The following is an 18367-nucleotide window of genomic DNA, read 5'->3' as shown; positions in this document are numbered from 1 at the left end:
CAGCACTTCGGCTTCTATAAAAAGAACATCACGGATCGTCCTTTGCGTCTTGCTGGCGCTCTTGCCGGTCACGGTGTGGCTCGTGACCACGCTGTGGCACGAGGCAAAGCTGATCGACATCACAGAGGACGGGCGCAACAAGCTTGAACTGTATCGTTCCAACCTTCAGGGCGCGATCAAGGAACACGAATACCTGCCAATCACGCTGGCATCGGACAAGCGCATCATTGATCTTGCTGTCTATGCCGACCCGGTTATCGCCAAGGCCGTGAACATCTATCTGGAAAAACTTGCTGCCGACAGTGGTGCTTCGGACATCTATTTCATGGATCGCAATGGCGCGACGCTGGCTGCCAGCAACTGGAACAGCGACGCCTCCTTTATCGGGCGCAACTTTTCCTTCCGGCCCTATTTCCAACAGGCCAAAAGCGGCCAGACCGGGCACTATTTTGCCTTCGGGATCACATCAAACGTGCCGGGTTACTATATCTCCCACCCGGTGCGGCCGGACGGGACGACTTTTGCCGGGGCCATGGTTGTCAAAACGCATCTTGAAGCGCTTGTGCAACGCTGGACACGCGGCAGCGAAAGTGTGCTGGTCACCGACCAGAACGGCATCGTTATCATCTCGTCCAACCCGGAATGGCGTTTTCGTGATCTTGCCGGGCTTGATAACAAGGACCGCCCGCGCCTGATCGCATCGCGTAAATACGGAAGCTATCCACTTGAAGCCATGCCGTTGCTTGAAGGCAAATGGCCGCTTGATGAAGGCCCAACAACACTTAGTCTCGCCCCTGTCGCGCAAGACGAAACGCAGTCCAAGACCACAGACCAGACAACCGGCACCTTGCAAAATCGCCCGGATACTCCCGGCAAAACGAGTTATCTGGTCACGGCAAGCAACTTGCCCAAACAGGGTTGGCGCATGTTTCTGCTGACTGACAAGTCGCTGCTGGATCGCTCAGTTATCAGTGCCGGCGCGATGGGGGGTGCCGCACACATCATCCTGACCGGTCTGATTTTTATCATCCTTCAACGCCGCCGCGCGATGATGGAGCAACTTGAAATTCGCGATTGGTCACAACGCGAACTTGAACGCCAGGTCCGGCTGCGGACCACCGACCTGATGAACACCAACCAGCGCCTTGCAGAAGAAATCTCTCAGCGGTCGCGCACCGAAGATGCCCTTCGCACCGCCCAGGCCGAACTTGTTCAAACAAGCAAGCTGGCCGCCCTTGGGCAAATGTCGGCGGGAATTGCCCATGAAATCAACCAGCCCCTGACTGCCATTCGCAACTATGCGGAAAATGCGTTGAAGTTCATTGCCCGTGGCAACGACGAAACGGCGAACCGCAACCTCAAACGCATCTCCGAACTTACAGATCGTATGGGCCGAATCACCAATAACCTCAAAACATTTTCGCGACGGCCAGAACAGGACAACCAACCGGTTGATGTTCCCGTCCAAATGCAAAAGGCCATTGATCTGGTTCTTGAGACAGGGCGTGCGGGTGTCAGCAATATCACACTTCACCAGAATGGTGACATTAAACCAGTCATCGCCGAGGCAAGCCAGCTTACCCAAGTCTTTATCAATCTGGTCAACAATGCTGCTGATGCGTGCCAAAACATCGAAGAGCCGGAAATCAGTATCACGATCACAGGCGGCGAGGACCGCTTGATCGTCAAGATCAACGACAACGGCCATGGCATACTGCCCGACAATCTGCCAAAGCTTTTTGATCCCTTCTTTACAACCAAGCCGTTTGGCGATGGGCTGGGGCTTGGACTTTCGATCTGTTATGGCATCATTCGAAGCTTTGGCGGCACCATTCGTGCGGAAAACCGCCCGCAAGGCGGTGCATCCTTCATCATCGAGCTACGCTATGATGGCCCTGTCGAAACAGACGGCGAAAACGGCATCTCGACGTCGATGCTACCCGCTGCTAGAACATCACCAGAATCCAGTATACACTTCGAACAGCACCATGGTCAGAGCTGAACCTGTTTTTGTCCTCTGATCCGGGTAACAGATCAAAGGATAGGTCAGTGCCGACATCCGCAGAATGCGTCCTGTTTGTTGATGACGATGAAGATGTGCGAGAAGCCGCACAACAAACGCTCGAGCTTGCCGATATCTATGTCGAAGTCTTCGGGACCGCGGCTGCTGCGCTTGAACGCATCAAGAACGGCTGGCCTGGCATCGTTATTTCCGACATTCGCATGCCGAAAATGGACGGCCTTGAACTGCTTGGCGAAGTCAAAAAACACGATGCGGAAATGCCGGTTATACTGGTGACCGGGCATGGCGATGTCGCCACCGCGGTTCAGGCGATGCATGACGGGGCGTTTGATTTTATCGAAAAGCCCTATGCGCCGGATCTGTTTATCGACATTACCCGTCGCGCAATGAGCCACCGCGCGCTCGTGCTTGAAAACCGCACACTGAAAATCGAACTGGCCCGTCATTCCAAAAATGCCTCGGACTTTATCGGCCGCAATCCTGCGATGGAAAAGCTCCGCACGCTTATTGGCAACGTTGCCAGCACCAATGCCCATGTCCTGATCAATGGCGAAACCGGGTCGGGCAAGGAAGTCATTGCACGAAACCTGCATGAAATGTCGGGCCGCACAGGGCCATTTGTTGCGGTCAACTGTGGCGGGATGCCCGAACATCTGATTGAATCCGAACTGTTCGGCCACGAGGCCGGTGCCTTCACCGGGGCGGACCACAAGCGCATTGGCAAGTTCGAGTTTGCCGACAAGGGCACGCTGTTCCTTGATGAAATCGAAAGCATGCCCCTTGCCCTGCAGATCAAGTTGCTGCGCGTGTTGCAGGAACGCGCGCTTGAACGTCTTGGATCAAACCGTGTCCTGCCAATTGATCTGCGTGTTGTCGCGGCAACCAAAGTCGACCTGCGCACAGCGTCAGCCCAAGGCGAATTTCGCGAAGACCTGTATTACCGCCTGAACGTCGTGCAGCTTCACATTCCGCCCCTGCGCGATCGCAAGGATGATATCGCGTTGCTGTTCGAGTATTTCACACGCGACGCCGCCAAACGATTTGACCGGACTGTCAGCCCGCTTACCCCTGCGGAACTGGCGCGCTTTAATGCTTATGACTGGCCGGGCAATGTGCGCGAATTGCGCAATGCCGCCGAACGCCGTGTTCTGGGTCTTGAGCCGCTGGCAACGGGTGACGACGGCGAGGAAAGCTATGGCGTCCCCCTGCCCCAACAGGTCGAGGCGTTCGAGAAAAGCCTGATCACCGAGGCACTTCGTGAACATGGCGGCAATGTTACCGCCACCGTTTCTGCCCTTGGCGTACCGCGCAAGACATTTTACGACAAGCTTACCAAATACAACATCATCCCCGCCGAATTCCGGCGCCAGCGCAGCACCCACGATCCAGAGCCCGTCACTTAGACGGGCTTTTTTGTGCCGGATTTGAAGCCTGCTGTTGCTCTGGCCAAAGCGCCTATGGACAGGCGGGAAATCTGATGTGTGAACTACCGCACAGTTTGGCGATAAACATGCGTGAAATCACAAACACAATACCCGGAATTTGCTGCGGCGCAGCAATGAAAAACTCATGCTATTACATTGATATAAATACATAATATTTACCTTACTTGAATTGGCCCGCTGCTTGCTGATTACGGCACAGCGCCAAACGGCGTTTTAGAACGACGCCAAAAATGGCGCGCTAACGGGAAAACAGACTTAGTCAATCAAGGGAGACGTATTGATGCGTCCTATCAGCAAAAGCATTCTTGCTGCTGGCGTTGCTGCCGCAGCACTTCTGGGGTCCAACCTTGCCGCTTCCGCGCAGGAAGTCATCAAGTTCGCGCACGTCGTTGCACCGAACACCCCGAAAGGCCAGGGTGCGGACTACTTTAAAAAACGCGCCGAAGAAATTCTGGGCGACAAGGTCAAGATCGAGATTTATCCGAACTCGCAACTGTTTGATGACAGCAAGGTTCTTGCTGCGATCCTGCGTGGCGATGTTCAGTTCGGCGCACCGTCGCTGGCGAAATTCGGCAAATGGACCAAGAAGCTGCAGGTGTATGATCTTCCGTTCCTGTTCAAGGACATGGATGCCGTTTCCTGCTTCCAGAATGGTGAAAAAGGTCAGGAACTTCTGGGTGCCATGTCGTCAAAAGGCCTGACCGGTGTCGGGTACTGGCATAATGGCCTGAAACAGCTTTCCGCCAACAAGCCGCTGCGCATCCCGGCCGATGCCGAAGGCCAGAAATTCCGTATTCAGTCGTCTGACGTGATTGCAGCCCAGTTCGAAGCTGTCGATGCCGTCCCGCAGAAAATGGCGTTCTCGGAAACCTATTCTGCCCTTCAGACCGGCGTTGTTGATGGTCAGGAAAACACCTGGTCGAACATCTATTCGAAGAAGTTCTTCGAAGTTCAGGACTATATCAGCGAGTCCAACCATGGCCTGCTCGACTATATGGTCGTGACCTCGACCAAGTGGTGGGATGGTCTGGATCCGGAAATCCGCGAAGGTCTGGCACAGGCGATGAACGAAGCATCCGAATATGCCAACAACCTTTCGGCTGACCTGACCGCTGAACAGCGTCAGGCCGTGATTGATTCCGGTGAAACCGAAATTCTGCAGCTGACCGATGCCGAATTCGCCGCATGGCGCGAAGCCGTCAAACCGGTGTGGGATGAATTCGCAGACGATATCGGTCAGGACGTCATTGACGCCGCTGCCGCGTGTAACTGATCACGTAATTTTTCCAATCCAACATTATCGGAAAAGGACCGTTTACGATGATCTCAACGGTCGTTAACCGGCTGGAGGAGGGCATTATTGCCCTCCTGCTCGCCGCCATGACGTCGCTTACCTTTGTAAACGTCATCATGCGTTATGTTTTCAATTCCGGCCTGACCTGGGCTCTGGAAATCACCGAATTCCTGTTTGCCTGGCTGATCCTGTTTGGCATGTCCTATGGGGTAAAGGTTGGCTCGCACATCGGTGTCGATGCCCTTGTGCGCCTGTTCCCCAACAGCGTTCAACGTGTCATCGGCCTGATCGTGGTGGCCGCCGGCATCCTGTATTCAAGCTGGTTGATCATTGGCGGGTGGGAGCTTGTCAGCTTCAACCACATGCTGGAAATGGAAGCCGAAGACAGCCCTGTCATGCTGTGGATCGTCTATCTGATCATGCCGGTTGGCGCAGGATTACTTGCATTCCGCCTGGCACAGGTCGGGTGGCGCATCATTACCGGAAAACAGGTCGGCTTTAATCTGGCAGACGAAGCACGCGAAGCGATTGACCAGCTTGCCCATGCGGGTAGCGCTGGTGGCGCAGCCAATGCGGATGACAACAAATCCGCGCCCGCTTCGACGCCAAAATCGTAAGCCGGACAGGGGGACATATAAATGACGATTGCATTCCTGTTTATCCTGCTGTTTGGCTTGATGGCGTTTGGCGCACCAATTGCCATATCGCTTGGCGTCGCATCTCTTTCGACCATTCTTCTGTTTGGCGATGACAGCCTGGCCACACTCGCAGAGAAACTTTTTGGCGGCATGGAACACTATACCCTGCTTGCCATTCCCTACTTCATTCTGGCATCGGCCTTTCTTTCGACCGGGGGCGTTGCGCGCCGCCTGATCCGCTTTGCCATTGATACGGTCGGCTGGTTCCCGGGCGGCCTTGCCATGGCATCGGTTCTGGCCTGTATGCTGTTTGCCGCTGTTTCGGGCTCAAGCCCGGCAACGGTTGTTGCCATCGGCTCCATCGTGATTGCCGGTATGGTTCGCGCAGGCTACCCGCAAAGCTTTGCAGCTGGTGTTATCTGTAACGCCGGTACGCTTGGCATCCTGATCCCGCCATCCATTGTCATGGTGGTCTATGCCGCCGCGACCGAGGTGTCGGTGGGTCGTATGTTCCTGGCCGGTGTTTTTCCGGGCATCATGGTCGGCCTGATGCTGATGACCGCGATCTATATCGTCGCACGCATCAAGAAACTGCCAAGCCAGCCACGCCCGACACTTGGCGAATGGGGAAGCGCACTGTTTTCCGCATCGGGTGGCCTGTTGCTGGTGATCCTGATCATGGGCGGTATCTATGGCGGCGTTTTCACCCCGACCGAAGCCGCAGCCGTTGCTGCGTTCTATGCCATGTTTGTCGCGGTGCTGTTTTACCGTGACATGGGCCCGATCAAGGAACTGCCCTGGGTGCCGGAAAGCGGCAACAAGTCCATCGGCAGCCTGATCGCGCATAACGTGCCACAAATGGGCAAGGCCCTTGCCCTGCTGCCGTTTGACAAGGAAATCCGCCACGTCCTTCTGGATGCAGGCAAGGTCACGATCATGCTGATGTTCATCATCGCCAATGCGATGCTGTTCGCCCATGTTCTGACATCCGAACGTATCCCGCACACCATTGCTGAAACCATCATCGGATGGGGTTTACCGGCATGGGGCTTCCTGATTGTTGTAAACATCGTTCTGCTGATTGCCGGCAACTTCATGGAGCCAAGCGCGATCCTTCTGATCATGGCACCGATCCTGTTTCCGATTGCCATGCAGCTTGGCATTGATCCGATTCATCTGGGCATCATCATGGTGGTCAATATGGAAATCGGCATGATCACGCCGCCGGTCGGGTTGAACCTGTTTGTCACATCCGGGATCACCGGCATGCCATTGCTCAAGGTTGTCAAAGCCGCCTTCCCGTGGCTTTTGATCCTGCTGGTCTTCCTGGTGCTGGTCACCTATATCCCGGCGATTTCGACCTGGCTTCCGACCACCCTGATGGGACCGGAACGGATCATGACCCACTAACGGGCCATCGCCAAAAACATCCATCAAAGACCAAGGGCGGCATTCAAGCGGATGCCGCCCTTGATGTATTTCAGTGCCACGTCTTCTGACATGCGGTAGTATCAGGTGAATGTTTGACAACCCCAAAGAACGCACAACAAGGTGCGCGCCCTGAAAAGGAGTGGTTCTAAAATGTCCAAGATGAATTTCAACGACTATGGCCGCTGCATGGCGACCTATAACAGCTGGCAGAATAGCGTGCTGTTTGATTTGTGCGAACAGATTGGCGATGTCGAACGGCGCAAGGATCGCGGCATGTTTTTTGGTTCGATCCACAACACGCTAAACCATATTCTGTATGTCGATTTGCGCATCCTGACCATTTTGCGCACCGGCGAAGCAGGCCCGTTTCAGCCGACCTCGGTCGTCGCGGATGACTTCGAAACCCTGAAAGCCATGCGTAACGAAGTCGATGCTGAAATCACCGAATTTGTCGAAGGCACGGATCACAGTTGGCAGGATGAAATCCGCGAACTGCCCTTTCCCGATGGCGTGACGCGCAAACTGCCGCGCCAGCTGTTTCTGGTGCAGTTGTTCAACCATCAGACCCACCATCGCTCACAAATCACAAGCGAACTGCACAAGATGGGCCTTGATTACGGCAACACCGATGTGCCCTACACGCCCGATCTGCCAATAAGCTAAGTCGCGATCCAAGCAACCGCTGGCAGAAGACTGAATTTTATGGATAATACAGGGCTCGGGATTACTGCACCCGAAGCCCCACATTGCTGCGCCTTGGGTACTTCGCTTACCTGCGCTTACCTGTGCGTGCCTGCATACTCCGCGCAACGCGTACCCTCTGGTCGGGCTCCCTGACCCGCCGCCAAACACAGAACGGAATTGATTGCGCATGTCCACGCCCCTGCCCGGCGCAACGCTTGACCCGAAAAAGCTTGCCATCCTGCTTGCCGCACTGGTTGCGACGGCACCATTTGCCATTGATACCTACCTGCCGGCGATCCCGGCAATGGCACGCGACTTTGGCGAGGCCACCCACGCTGTTGAAGTCTCCGTCAGTACTTTCTTGATCGGATTTGCCCTGGGACAATTGATCGGCGGACCGCTGTCTGACCGGGTTGGTCGACGGCCCATCGCCTTGGTCGGTTTGGTCATCTATATCGTCACCAGCGCGATCATCACCACCGTCGACAGCGCCTTTTCGCTTAATGTCATGCGCTTTTTCCAGGCGATTGGCGGCGGGTTTTCGATTGTTATTGTCGGTGCGTCGGTACGCGATCTGTTTGATGGCAAGGAAGCTGCGCGCATGTTTGCGCTGATTGCGGTGATCATGATGATTGCACCGCTTGTCGCACCAACCATCGGCTCGGTACTGCTGGTCTGGTCGACCTGGCAATCGATCTTCGTGCTGCTGATTGTCTATGGCACTGTGATGCTTGCCATCGTTTACCTGAAACTGCCCGAAACAAGCTTGCTGCGCCGACGCCATCCCGGCCCGGTGCGCCGGGTCTGGTGGACTTATCTGGAAGTCCTGCGCACTCGCAAGGCGGTTGGCTTTATGCTGACCCATGCCGGGGCCAGTGCAGTGATGTTCAGTTTCGTCACCGACAGCCCGTTCATGTATATCGATTTCTTTGGCGTGCCGCAGGCATACTTCCCCTATCTGTTCGGGGCCAATGTTGCGGTGATTATCATCTGTAACCGGCTCAACAACCCGTTGCTCAAACGCCTCGAATGCCATCAGATTCTAAAAATCGGCACTGGCATTCAACTGCTCGCGACCATCGGCCTGTTCATTGCCACAAATGTCTTTGAGCCAAGCTTGTGGACAGTGGTGCCGTTCATCATGTTCTCGGTCGGACTGATCGGTCTGACGGCCCCGAATGCCACGGCATCCTTCATGCAGTATTTCCCGTATATCGGCGGTACGGCGACCGCCCTTTTGGGAACGATCCAGTTCGCCACCGGCGCGGTTGCGGGCATCGTCATCGGTCATTTTCATGACAACACATTGTTGCCACTGACGGTTTCGATGCTGGGCTTTGCGATTTTTGCCAACCTGATGGTTCATTTTATGGCCGACGCAAAACAGACAGAATCCCCCGCCTGATCAAGCCGACCCCGCCACCACTCATTTCAGGATATCTTCAATGGCCCGGATGACATTTGACGACTATGGCTGCGCAATGGCCAAATACAACACATGGCAGAACAACGTGCTTTATGATCTTTGCGATCAGATTGGCGACGAAGAACGCCGCCGTGATCGCGGCATGTTCTTTAAGTCGATCAATGCCACCCTTAATCATCTGGTGCATATAGACCGTCGTATTCTCAGCATCATGAAAACCGGAAACGCCCCGGTCTATGACGCCCACACCCAGGTCGCCGACGGTTTTGATGAGTTGCGGCAGATCCGCCGCAACCTAGATGCCGAGATCGAGGCTATTGTCGCCTCGGAGGACCGTGACTGGCAGGATGGATATCGCGAATTCACCGGTGTCGACGGCATCACGCGCAACCTGCCGCGCCCGCTGTTTCTCATTCAGTTTTTCAATCACCAAACCCATCACAGATCACAAATCACAAGCGAATTGCACAAGATGGGCATGGATTACGGCATCACTGACGTGCCGTTGACACCGGATATCTCTTGGTAAGGCGGCGGCCTGATCACGCGCACAACTCCGCACGCAGCCAGGCAACAAGTGCCTCAGTCGCCGGGTCAGAAACCTGACCACGCAACCCTCTGAACACCGATATTCCGGCCGGATGAAAAACCTGTTCCGCACAGGGCCGTATCAATATGCCTTGATCAAGCATTTGCTCGACAGTTCTCTGCCAGCCAAGGGCAATGCCCTGGCCTGAAACAGCCGCCTGCAACACCAGCGGATAACTATCAAAGTCCTTGGTTTTGAGATGGGCAATATCGGTCGCACCGACCTCATCAAGCCACCCGTCCCAATCAAGCCAATCCTGCGGCACGACCCGATGCGATAACAAAACATGACCAGGCAGATCTTCGAGCGCCAAGGGCGCCTGGTCTGACCCGAGATAGTTCGGACTACAGACCGGAAACACCGCATCGGACGCCGTAAAGGCCAACGGATAGGAACCATGCCTGCGCCCGGTGGTTTGCAGGGCGACATCAAAGGGTTGATCGGCATCGACAATCGGTTTGACCGAACTTTTGACCCGAAGCTCGATCTCGGGATGTTGATGATGAAAATCCGACAATCGGGGCATCAGCCAATAAAACGCCTCGCACAGCTGGCAGAACAAAACGATCTCGCCAGATGACCCGGACTTGCGCATAAAGGTCGCTTCCTGGGAAATATCGCCCAGTGCCAACCCGACAATACGCCCGAACCGACGCCCCTCCTCGGTCAGGAAGACGGCCCTGTTGCGGCGCTCAAACAACACGGTCCCCAAATCCTTTTCCAGAATTCGGATCTGCTTGCTGATCGCGGCCTGGGTCAGGCCAAGCTCCTCAGCAGCCAGTGTAAAGCTCTCATGCCGTGCGGCGGCCTCAAACGGCAAAAGCGATGTCAGGGGCGGCAAGTTTCGCTGCCATTTTTCCATAACCAGAACTCATGCAAAATAGATCAGAAGTCGTTTCAGACTGATGGCAATTGGCGATAGATACAACCCTATGCACTCAAAGATGGGTAAATTCATGGAAAACATTATCTCACGCAACACTACATTCCTTGGGGTTATCCTGATTACATCTGCAGTGTGCCTGCTTTCCCTGTCTGACGCGCTGGTCAAACTGCACAATGACCGGTTCAGCATTGCCCAACTGATTTTTCTGCGCTCAGCACTGGCCTGTGTCTTTTTGCTCGTGATCTGGCGCTTCAAAAAACGCGGCACCAAATCACTTGTTCGGCCAACGCGGTGGGTCATCGTGCGAAGCCTGCTGCTCTGTACGATGTGGTTGCTGTATTATTGCGGCCTGCCCGACATGTCATTTGCTGTCGCGGCCGCCGCACTTTACACTGCCCCACTCTTCATGGCGGTATTTGCCCGTCTGATACTCGGCACACCGATTGATCTTCCCGACCAGGCCGCCTTGGGCGCAGGCTTGATCGGGGTTGTGATGGCCGTTCAACCAAGTCCCGAAAACCTTTCACCAAGCTTGCTGCTGCCCTTCGGCGCGGCCGCGTGTTACGCGATGGCGGCGGTTTTGACCCGGGCCCATTGCCGCAACGAGACATCGCTTGGCATGGCCATCAACCTTAATCTGTGTCTGGCTGTTGGTGGCGGCATCGCGCTGATGGGGCTTGAATGGGTCAACCCGATGACAGAGGTCACCACATCGTCATTCCTGATGGATGGCTGGCGAATGCTGTCCCTGATGGATTTCAGCATTATCTGCCTTCTCGCCGCCTTCATGACCTATATCGCCATCGCCGTTGCGCAGGCCTATAAGACATCGACCTCGATCACGGTCGGTCTGTTTGACAACGCCTATCTGGTTTTCGCTGTCGTCTGGAGCATCATGTTCTTTGATGACCTGCCCAATATCATGAGCTTGGCGGGGATTACGTTGCTGGCGGGGGCTGCAGTTATGTCTGCACTCCCACGCCGCAACATGCGACTCAAAACGTTGTAAAGCCAGATGATCCGCAATCGGGGCGCCTACTTGCCGGTGAAGACCGCTTTGCGCTTTTCCAGGAACGCGGTGTAGCCTTCCTTGAAATCGGCACTTTCAAAGGCGCGGTAGCCTTCATCAAATTCACGCGCATCGATCGCCCCCCCCTGACGCAAACGATTTAGCATGTGTTTGTGCGCGCGTTGCGTCAATGGCGCCCCACCGGCAATGCGTTTTCCGGTCTTGGCGACTTCTTCGTCAAATGTTTCAAGCGCGACATGACGGGCGATAAAGCCGATCTCGCGTGCACGGGCGACGTCAAAAACCTGACCTTCCAGCAGGATCTCGAAAAGTGCGGCCTCACCGAGCAAATCAAGCATGATTTCCAGTTCGGGATAGCCCAGCGTGGCGCCCAGCTTCATCGGCGGCACGGCGAACTTCGCGTCATCGGCAGCAATGCGCAGATCACAGGACGCGGCCAACACAAAGGAAGCCCCCATGCACGGGCCATCAATCGCGGCAATTACCGGATGTACGCAGTTCTGAATGGTTTGAAGCGCCTCTGCATGCAGCAGGCCGTAATCACGTGCTTTCTCGAACCCGGACCGTTCACGCACAAATTCATGAATGTCGGCCCCGGCACCAAAACCGGCCCCTTCGCCACCACGAATGATCACACAGCGAAGCTCAAGATCATCCGACAGGTTCTGAACAATCTTGGCAAGTTCCCCCCACATCGGTTTGGTCAGGGCGTTTTTACGTTCCGGCTGACAGATGGCGATGGTGGCAACGCGATCATCAATGGTGACATTCAGTCCGGTCTGCTCAGTCATGGCATTTCCTCTGGGGCATATTGGGCTTTTTGGGGCGTGCTGTTTGGACACAGTTTAAATCGGTATAACTATACCGAATAAACCCAAAAGACGGTTTTGCCAATGGCTTGTCTTACTTGCCCTTGGCAGTCCGGGGTGCCGGGCTACCTGATGGTGCGCGAAAGCGGGTCTGCAATCGGTTTGGCACCCGAAAGGCAAAGAGTGCAACCGCCACCGTGGCACCGGCGACAACCCACAGCGCCTGCTGACCGATTTCAAAAGTCAAAAGGCCCCCAATCACGGCCCCGACCACCATCCCGATCCACGGCACAATCTGAATGATCCAGTCATGGCGACGATCCCCGGTCAACCAACGGCCAATGCCGCGTCCAAACCGCGACAGCGAACCGGTCACATAGGTCAGCCCAATCGGCAATCCTTCAATATGTTCGACCGTGGCATTGATCATGCCCATGCACAAAACCACCAGAAAGAAGGCAGGTGACCCGCGCATCTCAATCGGCAGGATGGCAGCCAGACACAACAAAACGGCGACCACACCCAGCAACCCGGCCAGACGTTTGCGAAACCAGCCCGCAACCACAACACCAAGCGCATTACCAATAATAAAGAACCCGACAGCACTGATCAGAATTGTGGCCGTTGACCAGTCCCCATACCCGATGGCAAGGGCGGCACGGGTTGTATTGCCCGACATGAAGGAAACAAAATCCCCCGCCATCAGAAGTCCGATGGCATCGGTCATGCCCGCGATCATCGAGATTGCCATCACCAGCACAAGGCCAATGCCCTTGCGGCGGGCCATAATCAAACGACGACGTCTTTGCTGGCTCATAACACTCTGTCCTGACAGAAAACCTTGGACTGATTAAACAGCATTTTCGGTTTGGATTGCCAGCGCTGTTCACAAAGACCCGGTTGCTGCGAATTCCTGACCAGTTGGTCAGCGGCTTTTCTTTGCGCTTTTGGACCAAAAGCGTTAAGAGGTGCGCAAATATTCGATCCGAAAAGGGTATTGCCGCCATGACCACTGAAAAACCGACTGCGCATTGCACCTATGCTGCCAAGACTGTCGCCAAGATTTTGCTTGATATCGGGGCTGTGAATTTCCGCCCGGAAGAGGCCTATATCCTGACATCTGGCTGGGCGAGCCCGGTTTATATCGATTGCCGCAAACTGATTTCCTTCCCGCGTGCACGCCGCAAGGTCATTGAACTTGCCGCCCGCCAGGTTTCTGATGCGGCTGGCTACGAGGCCTTTGACGCAGTTGCCGGTGGTGAAACGGCTGGTATCCCCTATTCCGCATGGCTTGCTGATGCCCTTGACCTGCCGATGCAGTATGTCCGCAAAAAACCCAAGGGCTTTGGCCGCAAGGCCCGCATCGAAGGTGACATCCACGAAGGCCAGCGCGTTCTTCTGGTCGAAGACCTTGCCACCGATGGCGCATCAAAGGTCAACTTCGTCAATGCCATCCGCGAAGCCGGTGCGGAATGCAAACACGCCTTTGTCGTCTTCTTCTATGACATCTTCGAAGGCGCGCTTGACGAACTGCGCAAGGACGACATCGAAATGCATTACCTTGCCACCTGGGCTGATGTTCTTGCCGTTGCCGAAGAAGGCGAATATTTCAGCAAGGACGCCATCGAAGGTGTGCGTTCCTTCCTGAACGATCCAATCGGCTGGTCCAAGGCCAATGGCGGCAAGCACGACTAAGCTGCAACCAAGCCCAAAATACAAAACGCCCGCACGATAAATTCGGCGGGCGTTTTTGATTGCCTGTTTTGCGTTACATCGCGTAACGGCAACAACAGATCCAATGCGTTACATGACAGACCTATTCACCCCAAACGTCAGGTCCTGATGCGGTATCGCGCGCAATCGTTTTGCCAAATACCCTTCCTTGCAGGCGATGAATGCGTGCATTTCCTGATAATAGGTTGCGGGCACCGCCGTTCGGACGGTCTGGTGTGCGGCAAGCTGGTTTGACCAACGACGCAACGTCGGAAATCCGGCAAACAAATCCCGGTTCAAACCAGCTGATATCAGGACGAATGGCCGAAACACCGTTGCAAAAACCATATCAAGCATCGAAAGGTCTTGATCCTTCGCAACGGAATCTGGCGTCATCAAAACCGATATGATCGACATCTGGGTGTGAATTTGATGCAGCGTCGCATCCACCATGTTTTCAGAAAGATCGCGATAGATCACATTCGCGGTCAGCGACAATATCTTGTCCCCGATCGCGATCACGCCTTGCTGAAAGGCCCGGTCATAGGCATCGACCGGAAACAGTTTTGTCCAGTACATATCCTGCAGGTACTGACAAATCGCTGCTGACTCAAACAGGGATTTATCGCCGTCAATAACCAGCAACGGCACATTTCCGGTCGGGCTTAGTTTAAGAAACCAGTCCGGCTTTGTATCAAGCTCTATATCGGTCCGCTTATGGGCAATTGTATTCTGGGAAAATACCATCGCGACCCGCTGAACATAGGGACAAAGCCTGTGCGCGATCAGATGATAGGACGGCAAACTTCCCGTGCGTTGCGCAGAATTGCTGTGAACCAGAACAGGCATCGCCCTATCCCATGTGATGGATGTTAAGTTTGTTGCCGTCCGGATCGCGGAAATAAGCGGCATAGAACCCGTTTTCGTGGCGCTGCCCCGGTTCGCCTTCTGACGTTGCGCCAAGCGCAATTGCCTTTTGATACAGGGCATCGACCTGGTCACGTGACCCCGCCGCAAGCGCGATCATCGTTCCGTTTCCAACAGTCGCAGTATTTCCATCAAATGGGACATGAACCGAAAATGCGGGAACGTTTGGCCCGGCACTCCAGACAATAAAGTCCGTTTCCTCGAAAATGCGCTGCGCATCAAGCTCGGCAAGCAAGCCGTCATAAAAGGCAGCCGAACGTGCCAGATCATTGGTGCCAAGCGACGTGTATCCAATCATGATTTCATTCCTGGTCTAATGTGTTGAACTTCGTGTGTCGCGTAGCGTACGGAATTTCAATTTTGCAATGAACAGGCAATTTTGTAGTATAAAATTGCAAATTTGAAATCGGAGGATGGATTGGACTGGAACTATATCAAGTCGTTTCTGGCCATTGCCGAGACAGGGTCGCTTGAACTCGCAGCCCAGAAAATCCGGGTCAGCACAACCACCATATTTCGCCATGTCCATGCGCTTGAAAATCAAACCGGCGCCAGACTGTTTGACAGGATACGCGGCCAATACAGCCTGACAGATGCCGGGACCGAGATGCTCGCCCCTGCCCGGCAAATCATGAACAACTTTGAAATCATCAGTACAAACCTGTCCGGGGCCGATGCGCTTCCTGCCGGGCTGGTCCGCATCACGGCGCCAACCAGTTTTTCGTATTTCTTTTTGCCAGACCACCTCGCCCGGTTTCAGGAACGCTGGCCCGATATCCAGATAGAACTTCTTGCCAGCAATCACGAATTCAACATGACGCAACGATACGCCGACATTGCTGTACGTGTGGCGGCAAGCCCGCCAGAACATCTTGTTGGCAAGGAAGTGCGCACACTGCAATGGAGCATCTATGGTGCCGCCGACAAATACGCACCGGCAGACCTTGATGATCTGCTTAACGCGCCCTTCGTCGGCGCATCCGGGACACTGGCAAGCTACGCGCCATATAAATGGCTTGATGCAAAACGCCGCCATCCATACCGGCAACAAACCGATGATCTGATTGCGATGGCACAGTTGGCCTGTGCGGGTTGTGGCTTGGCGTGCTTGCCATCCGATCTCGCCCTGCCCGGCCTTCGGTTGCTGGCACCAATGCCAGAGGTCGCGGCAAACAAGCTTTGGGTGCTGACGCATCCTGATCTTCGAAACATCTCGCGTATCCGCGAAACCATGCGATGGATCAGCAAATCGCTTAAAGAGGACCCAAGGCTTCTATGATCAACTGCCCCAAACCGAGGAACCCGGCCCTGCATTTCCCGATGCAGCGTATTTGTCCGCCTGCCCGGACTGGACAGACTTTGCGACTGGGTTCAATATGTTCGCAAATAAAAGCAAGGCCATAGCAACGACTATGAGCAAGTTCGGGACCCCAAACTGACATGACCAAGGTGTACCCGCCACCGGTCGGAGGAACAATGCATGTCGATGCGCAAGACTGCCAAATGCCTGCCTGCAATTGCACTGGGCCTTGCCCTGTCTGGCTGTATGGCCCCGGTCGAAGAACCGGTCACCCACGCCAACAGTTCTGACACGATTGTCACACCGTGGGGTGCACCATCACAAAATGCATCCCCGGCACCATCAGGCAGCATGCGTTCGACCGCGCCGGAAAACGACAATCTGGTCATGATGGAGGACCCCGGCCGCAAGGTGCAGGATGGCATCCGACAACAACAGATCGACGAAGCCCGCATTGCGCTTGGCATTCTTGATCGTATGGCGCAACGCTGCCAGTCCGGCGATGCTGCTGCCTGCACAACGCTTCAAACCAATTGGAGCACGTTGTCCCAGCAATTGCACAAGACCCTTTCGATGATGTCGGGCGACGCAATGCAAATGCCCGCCAATATTCCAACCGATGATCCGGCCCTGCCAGCGATGGATGACGGTACGACGATGACGCCGGCACCAGCCGCCCTCCCGAAAATGGATGATCCGGCCGGGGGCGAGATGCCAACGATGGAAAAAACCATTCCAATGACGGAACCGGGCGCGGACGGCTGACCAAACAGGATAAAAAAGGCCCAAGTACAACTTGGAATGATTTAATTTGAGATAGAGCAAAGAAACGATCCGACAACCCGAATATGTTGGCCATGACGTTAAGGCGCGAAACGACGATGCAGATTTCGGGTTTGCGCCGCGCCCCCACCGAATGGAGATCGGATCATGTATCGGGATATTCTTGTCCACATAAACACCGCTGCTGCCTGCAAGGAACGCCTGTCTGTCGCGTTGAAAGTTGCCAAGGCGCAGGACGCGCACCTCACCGGTCTTTTCCTTCTGCCCTATCCTGAAATCCCGCGTTTCATGGAAGTGCAGATCACCGAGGAAATTATCAATCAGCAGCGCAGTGCCATGGCCGAAACGGCAAAAACCGCGCGTGCAGAATTCGAAGCCGCCTGCGAAGCTGCCGGTGTCGCATTCAGCTGGCAGGAAACCTCCTGCCCGGCGTCGGAAATTGCCGATACAGCGGCCATGTATGCCCGTCATCATGATCTGACCGTTTTGGGCCAACGCAATCCGGAAAGCTCTGACCCGTGTTCTGTTTCCGAAATGCCGGACAAGGTCATCCTGACGTCTGGCGCACCGGTCATGGTGGTGCCCTATGTTGGCAAATTCGACACCATCGGCGAACGCGTCATGGTGGCGTGGAAACCTTATCGTGAAGCTGTCCGCGCCATGAATGACAGCATGCCGTTCCTCGAAGCATCGAAATCCACGCTGGTTCTGTGTGCCGACCCGAACAAAGGTGCCCGCGACACCATGCCGGTACCGGGTGTTGATATTGGCGAACGCCTGAAATGCCATGGCGTGAATGCCAAAAAAGAAACCATGAATGCATCGGGCATCAGCGTCGGTGACCTTCTGCTGTCACGTGCGGCAGATGAAAGCATTGATCTGATTGTGTGCGGCGCATATGGCCGTCCGCGTCTGCGCGAACTTATGCTTGGTGGCGTGACACAGCACCTTCTGCGTCACATGACCGTACCGGTCATCATGTCGCACTAAAATCACGACCTTCCCGTCTTGCCAGACCGGTCGGAATTTCCGACCGGTTTTTTCTTTGTCAAACAGAGGCTTTCTGCGTTTGCGGAAATGTCGGCCAGGCGTTCTTGGGCGCACGAAGGGACGACAAAAACACCTTAAATAGTCAAGCTACGGGTTAAGTACGCAAAACAATCGATTTTTTCGATGACATAAATCGAATTAAATGCCCCCCAAAAGCTGTTCGAATCCTTGCCAAATGAAAACAATAGCGCCAAATTGGGGGTAACCGCAAAACGGAGCATGCTCCGAAAAGAGATCGACAATTGAGAGATGGATCGCCTTCTCTGATCTGATGGTTCCAAAGAAGACTGGAATCGCTTTAATTTTTGACAAGGGTCAATGCCATATCGACCATCATGG

Annotated in this window: 18 protein-coding genes; 13 read left to right on the top strand and 5 right to left on the bottom strand. The window is 54.8% G+C overall.

Annotation, left to right across the window (positions count from 1 at the left end):
- The first annotated feature begins 82 nt into the window (after window positions 1-82).
- The 8 genes from AUQ43_RS17875 to AUQ43_RS17840 all read left to right on the top strand — a co-directional run bounded on the left by AUQ43_RS17875 (window position 83) and on the right by AUQ43_RS17840 (window position 9470).
- A complete protein-coding gene (locus tag AUQ43_RS17875; RefSeq protein WP_232310741.1) occupies window positions 83-2002 on the top strand; it encodes an ATP-binding protein in 1920 nt (639 codons plus the stop codon).
- 47 nt (window positions 2003-2049) lie between these two features.
- Entirely contained in the window at window positions 2050-3426 is a 1377-nt protein-coding gene (locus tag AUQ43_RS17870) for a sigma-54 dependent transcriptional regulator (RefSeq protein WP_062957675.1), read from the top strand.
- A 322-nt stretch (window positions 3427-3748) separates the two neighbouring features.
- Window positions 3749-4741 carry a TRAP transporter substrate-binding protein gene (locus tag AUQ43_RS17865; RefSeq protein WP_062957674.1) on the top strand — a complete coding sequence of 331 codons (993 nt, stop codon included), beginning with the start codon at window positions 3749-3751 and terminating at the stop codon, window positions 4739-4741.
- A 47-nt stretch (window positions 4742-4788) separates the two neighbouring features.
- Complete coding sequence (locus tag AUQ43_RS17860; RefSeq protein WP_062957673.1) at window positions 4789-5379, top strand: TRAP transporter small permease; 591 nt, start codon at window positions 4789-4791, stop codon at window positions 5377-5379.
- 21 nt (window positions 5380-5400) lie between these two features.
- The gene (locus tag AUQ43_RS17855; protein WP_062957672.1) at window positions 5401-6810 is read left to right on the top strand and encodes a TRAP transporter large permease; all 1410 of its coding nucleotides are present in this window, start codon (window positions 5401-5403) and stop codon (window positions 6808-6810) included.
- 171 nt (window positions 6811-6981) lie between these two features.
- Complete coding sequence (locus AUQ43_RS17850) at window positions 6982-7494, top strand: DinB family protein (RefSeq protein ID WP_062957671.1); 513 nt, start codon at window positions 6982-6984, stop codon at window positions 7492-7494.
- Window positions 7495-7702: 208 nt separating this feature from the next.
- On the top strand, window positions 7703-8920 hold the full coding sequence (locus AUQ43_RS17845; RefSeq protein ID WP_062957670.1) for a Bcr/CflA family multidrug efflux MFS transporter: 1218 nt from the start codon (window positions 7703-7705) through the stop codon (window positions 8918-8920).
- 40 nt (window positions 8921-8960) lie between these two features.
- On the top strand, window positions 8961-9470 hold the full coding sequence (locus tag AUQ43_RS17840) for a DinB family protein (protein ID WP_062957669.1): 510 nt from the start codon (window positions 8961-8963) through the stop codon (window positions 9468-9470).
- A gap of 13 nt (window positions 9471-9483) precedes the next feature.
- Here the strand turns inward: AUQ43_RS17840 and AUQ43_RS17835 are convergent, their stop codons facing one another.
- Window positions 9484-10392 (bottom strand): LysR substrate-binding domain-containing protein, encoded by a 909-nt coding sequence (locus tag AUQ43_RS17835; RefSeq protein WP_062957668.1) that lies wholly within the window; start codon window positions 10390-10392, stop codon window positions 9484-9486.
- 94 nt (window positions 10393-10486) lie between these two features.
- Between AUQ43_RS17835 and AUQ43_RS17830 the strand changes: the two genes are divergently transcribed.
- A complete protein-coding gene (locus AUQ43_RS17830) occupies window positions 10487-11425 on the top strand; it encodes a DMT family transporter (RefSeq protein WP_181838553.1) in 939 nt (312 codons plus the stop codon).
- A gap of 26 nt (window positions 11426-11451) precedes the next feature.
- Here the strand turns inward: AUQ43_RS17830 and AUQ43_RS17825 are convergent, their stop codons facing one another.
- On the bottom strand, window positions 11452-12237 hold the full coding sequence (locus AUQ43_RS17825) for an enoyl-CoA hydratase/isomerase family protein (RefSeq protein ID WP_062957666.1): 786 nt from the start codon (window positions 12235-12237) through the stop codon (window positions 11452-11454).
- Between the two features lie 112 nt (window positions 12238-12349).
- The gene (locus AUQ43_RS17820) at window positions 12350-13072 is read right to left on the bottom strand and encodes a YoaK family protein (protein ID WP_062957665.1); all 723 of its coding nucleotides are present in this window, start codon (window positions 13070-13072) and stop codon (window positions 12350-12352) included.
- Window positions 13073-13260: 188 nt separating this feature from the next.
- On the opposite strand from AUQ43_RS17820, the gene AUQ43_RS17815 reads away from it, so the two are divergent.
- A complete protein-coding gene (locus tag AUQ43_RS17815; protein ID WP_044828964.1) occupies window positions 13261-13950 on the top strand; it encodes an orotate phosphoribosyltransferase in 690 nt (229 codons plus the stop codon).
- A gap of 108 nt (window positions 13951-14058) precedes the next feature.
- Here AUQ43_RS17815 and AUQ43_RS17810 read toward each other — a convergent pair whose 3' ends face one another.
- Together AUQ43_RS17810 and AUQ43_RS17805 are read right to left on the bottom strand one after the other, a co-directional pair.
- On the bottom strand, window positions 14059-14817 hold the full coding sequence (locus AUQ43_RS17810) for a glutathione S-transferase family protein (protein ID WP_062957664.1): 759 nt from the start codon (window positions 14815-14817) through the stop codon (window positions 14059-14061).
- Window positions 14818-14821: 4 nt separating this feature from the next.
- Window positions 14822-15193: a VOC family protein gene (locus AUQ43_RS17805; RefSeq protein WP_062957663.1), complete on the bottom strand. Its 372-nt coding sequence runs from the start codon at window positions 15191-15193 to the stop codon at window positions 14822-14824.
- Window positions 15194-15313: 120 nt separating this feature from the next.
- On the opposite strand from AUQ43_RS17805, the gene AUQ43_RS17800 reads away from it, so the two are divergent.
- The 3 genes from AUQ43_RS17800 (at window position 15314) to AUQ43_RS17790 (ending at window position 17968) form a co-directional block, all read left to right on the top strand.
- Entirely contained in the window at window positions 15314-16174 is an 861-nt protein-coding gene (locus AUQ43_RS17800) for a LysR family transcriptional regulator (protein ID WP_062957825.1), read from the top strand.
- Between the two features lie 201 nt (window positions 16175-16375).
- Entirely contained in the window at window positions 16376-16960 is a 585-nt protein-coding gene (locus AUQ43_RS17795) for a hypothetical protein (RefSeq protein WP_062957662.1), read from the top strand.
- 165 nt (window positions 16961-17125) lie between these two features.
- Window positions 17126-17968 carry a universal stress protein gene (locus AUQ43_RS17790; RefSeq protein ID WP_062957661.1) on the top strand — a complete coding sequence of 281 codons (843 nt, stop codon included), beginning with the start codon at window positions 17126-17128 and terminating at the stop codon, window positions 17966-17968.
- Window positions 17969-18367 lie beyond the last annotated feature (399 nt).

The sequence above is a fragment of the Thalassospira sp. MCCC 1A01148 genome, from assembly GCF_001613795.1.
Taxonomy (GTDB): domain Bacteria; phylum Pseudomonadota; class Alphaproteobacteria; order Rhodospirillales; family Thalassospiraceae; genus Thalassospira.
This window is presented reverse-complemented; position numbering and strand designations above follow the sequence as displayed.

Bases quoted from the DNA above. Each gene is read 5' to 3' on its own strand.
- AUQ43_RS17865 (WP_062957674.1), top strand. From the start codon at position 3,749: ATGCGTCCTATCAGCAAAAGCATTCTTGCTGCTGGCGTTGCTGCCGCA.
- AUQ43_RS17860 (WP_062957673.1), top strand. From the start codon at position 4,789: ATGATCTCAACGGTCGTTAACCGGCTGGAGGAGGGCATTATTGCCCTC.
- AUQ43_RS17855 (WP_062957672.1), top strand. From the start codon at position 5,401: ATGACGATTGCATTCCTGTTTATCCTGCTGTTTGGCTTGATGGCGTTT.
- AUQ43_RS17850 (WP_062957671.1), top strand. From the start codon at position 6,982: ATGTCCAAGATGAATTTCAACGACTATGGCCGCTGCATGGCGACCTAT.
- AUQ43_RS17845 (WP_062957670.1), top strand. From the start codon at position 7,703: ATGTCCACGCCCCTGCCCGGCGCAACGCTTGACCCGAAAAAGCTTGCC.
- AUQ43_RS17840 (WP_062957669.1), top strand. From the start codon at position 8,961: ATGGCCCGGATGACATTTGACGACTATGGCTGCGCAATGGCCAAATAC.
- AUQ43_RS17835 (WP_062957668.1), bottom strand. From the start codon at position 10,392: ATGGAAAAATGGCAGCGAAACTTGCCGCCCCTGACATCGCTTTTGCCG.
- AUQ43_RS17830 (WP_181838553.1), top strand. From the start codon at position 10,487: ATGGAAAACATTATCTCACGCAACACTACATTCCTTGGGGTTATCCTG.
- AUQ43_RS17825 (WP_062957666.1), bottom strand. From the start codon at position 12,237: ATGACTGAGCAGACCGGACTGAATGTCACCATTGATGATCGCGTTGCC.
- AUQ43_RS17820 (WP_062957665.1), bottom strand. From the start codon at position 13,072: ATGAGCCAGCAAAGACGTCGTCGTTTGATTATGGCCCGCCGCAAGGGC.
- AUQ43_RS17815 (WP_044828964.1), top strand. From the start codon at position 13,261: ATGACCACTGAAAAACCGACTGCGCATTGCACCTATGCTGCCAAGACT.
- AUQ43_RS17810 (WP_062957664.1), bottom strand. From the start codon at position 14,817: ATGCCTGTTCTGGTTCACAGCAATTCTGCGCAACGCACGGGAAGTTTG.
- AUQ43_RS17805 (WP_062957663.1), bottom strand. From the start codon at position 15,193: ATGATTGGATACACGTCGCTTGGCACCAATGATCTGGCACGTTCGGCT.
- AUQ43_RS17795 (WP_062957662.1), top strand. From the start codon at position 16,376: ATGTCGATGCGCAAGACTGCCAAATGCCTGCCTGCAATTGCACTGGGC.
- AUQ43_RS17790 (WP_062957661.1), top strand. From the start codon at position 17,126: ATGTATCGGGATATTCTTGTCCACATAAACACCGCTGCTGCCTGCAAG.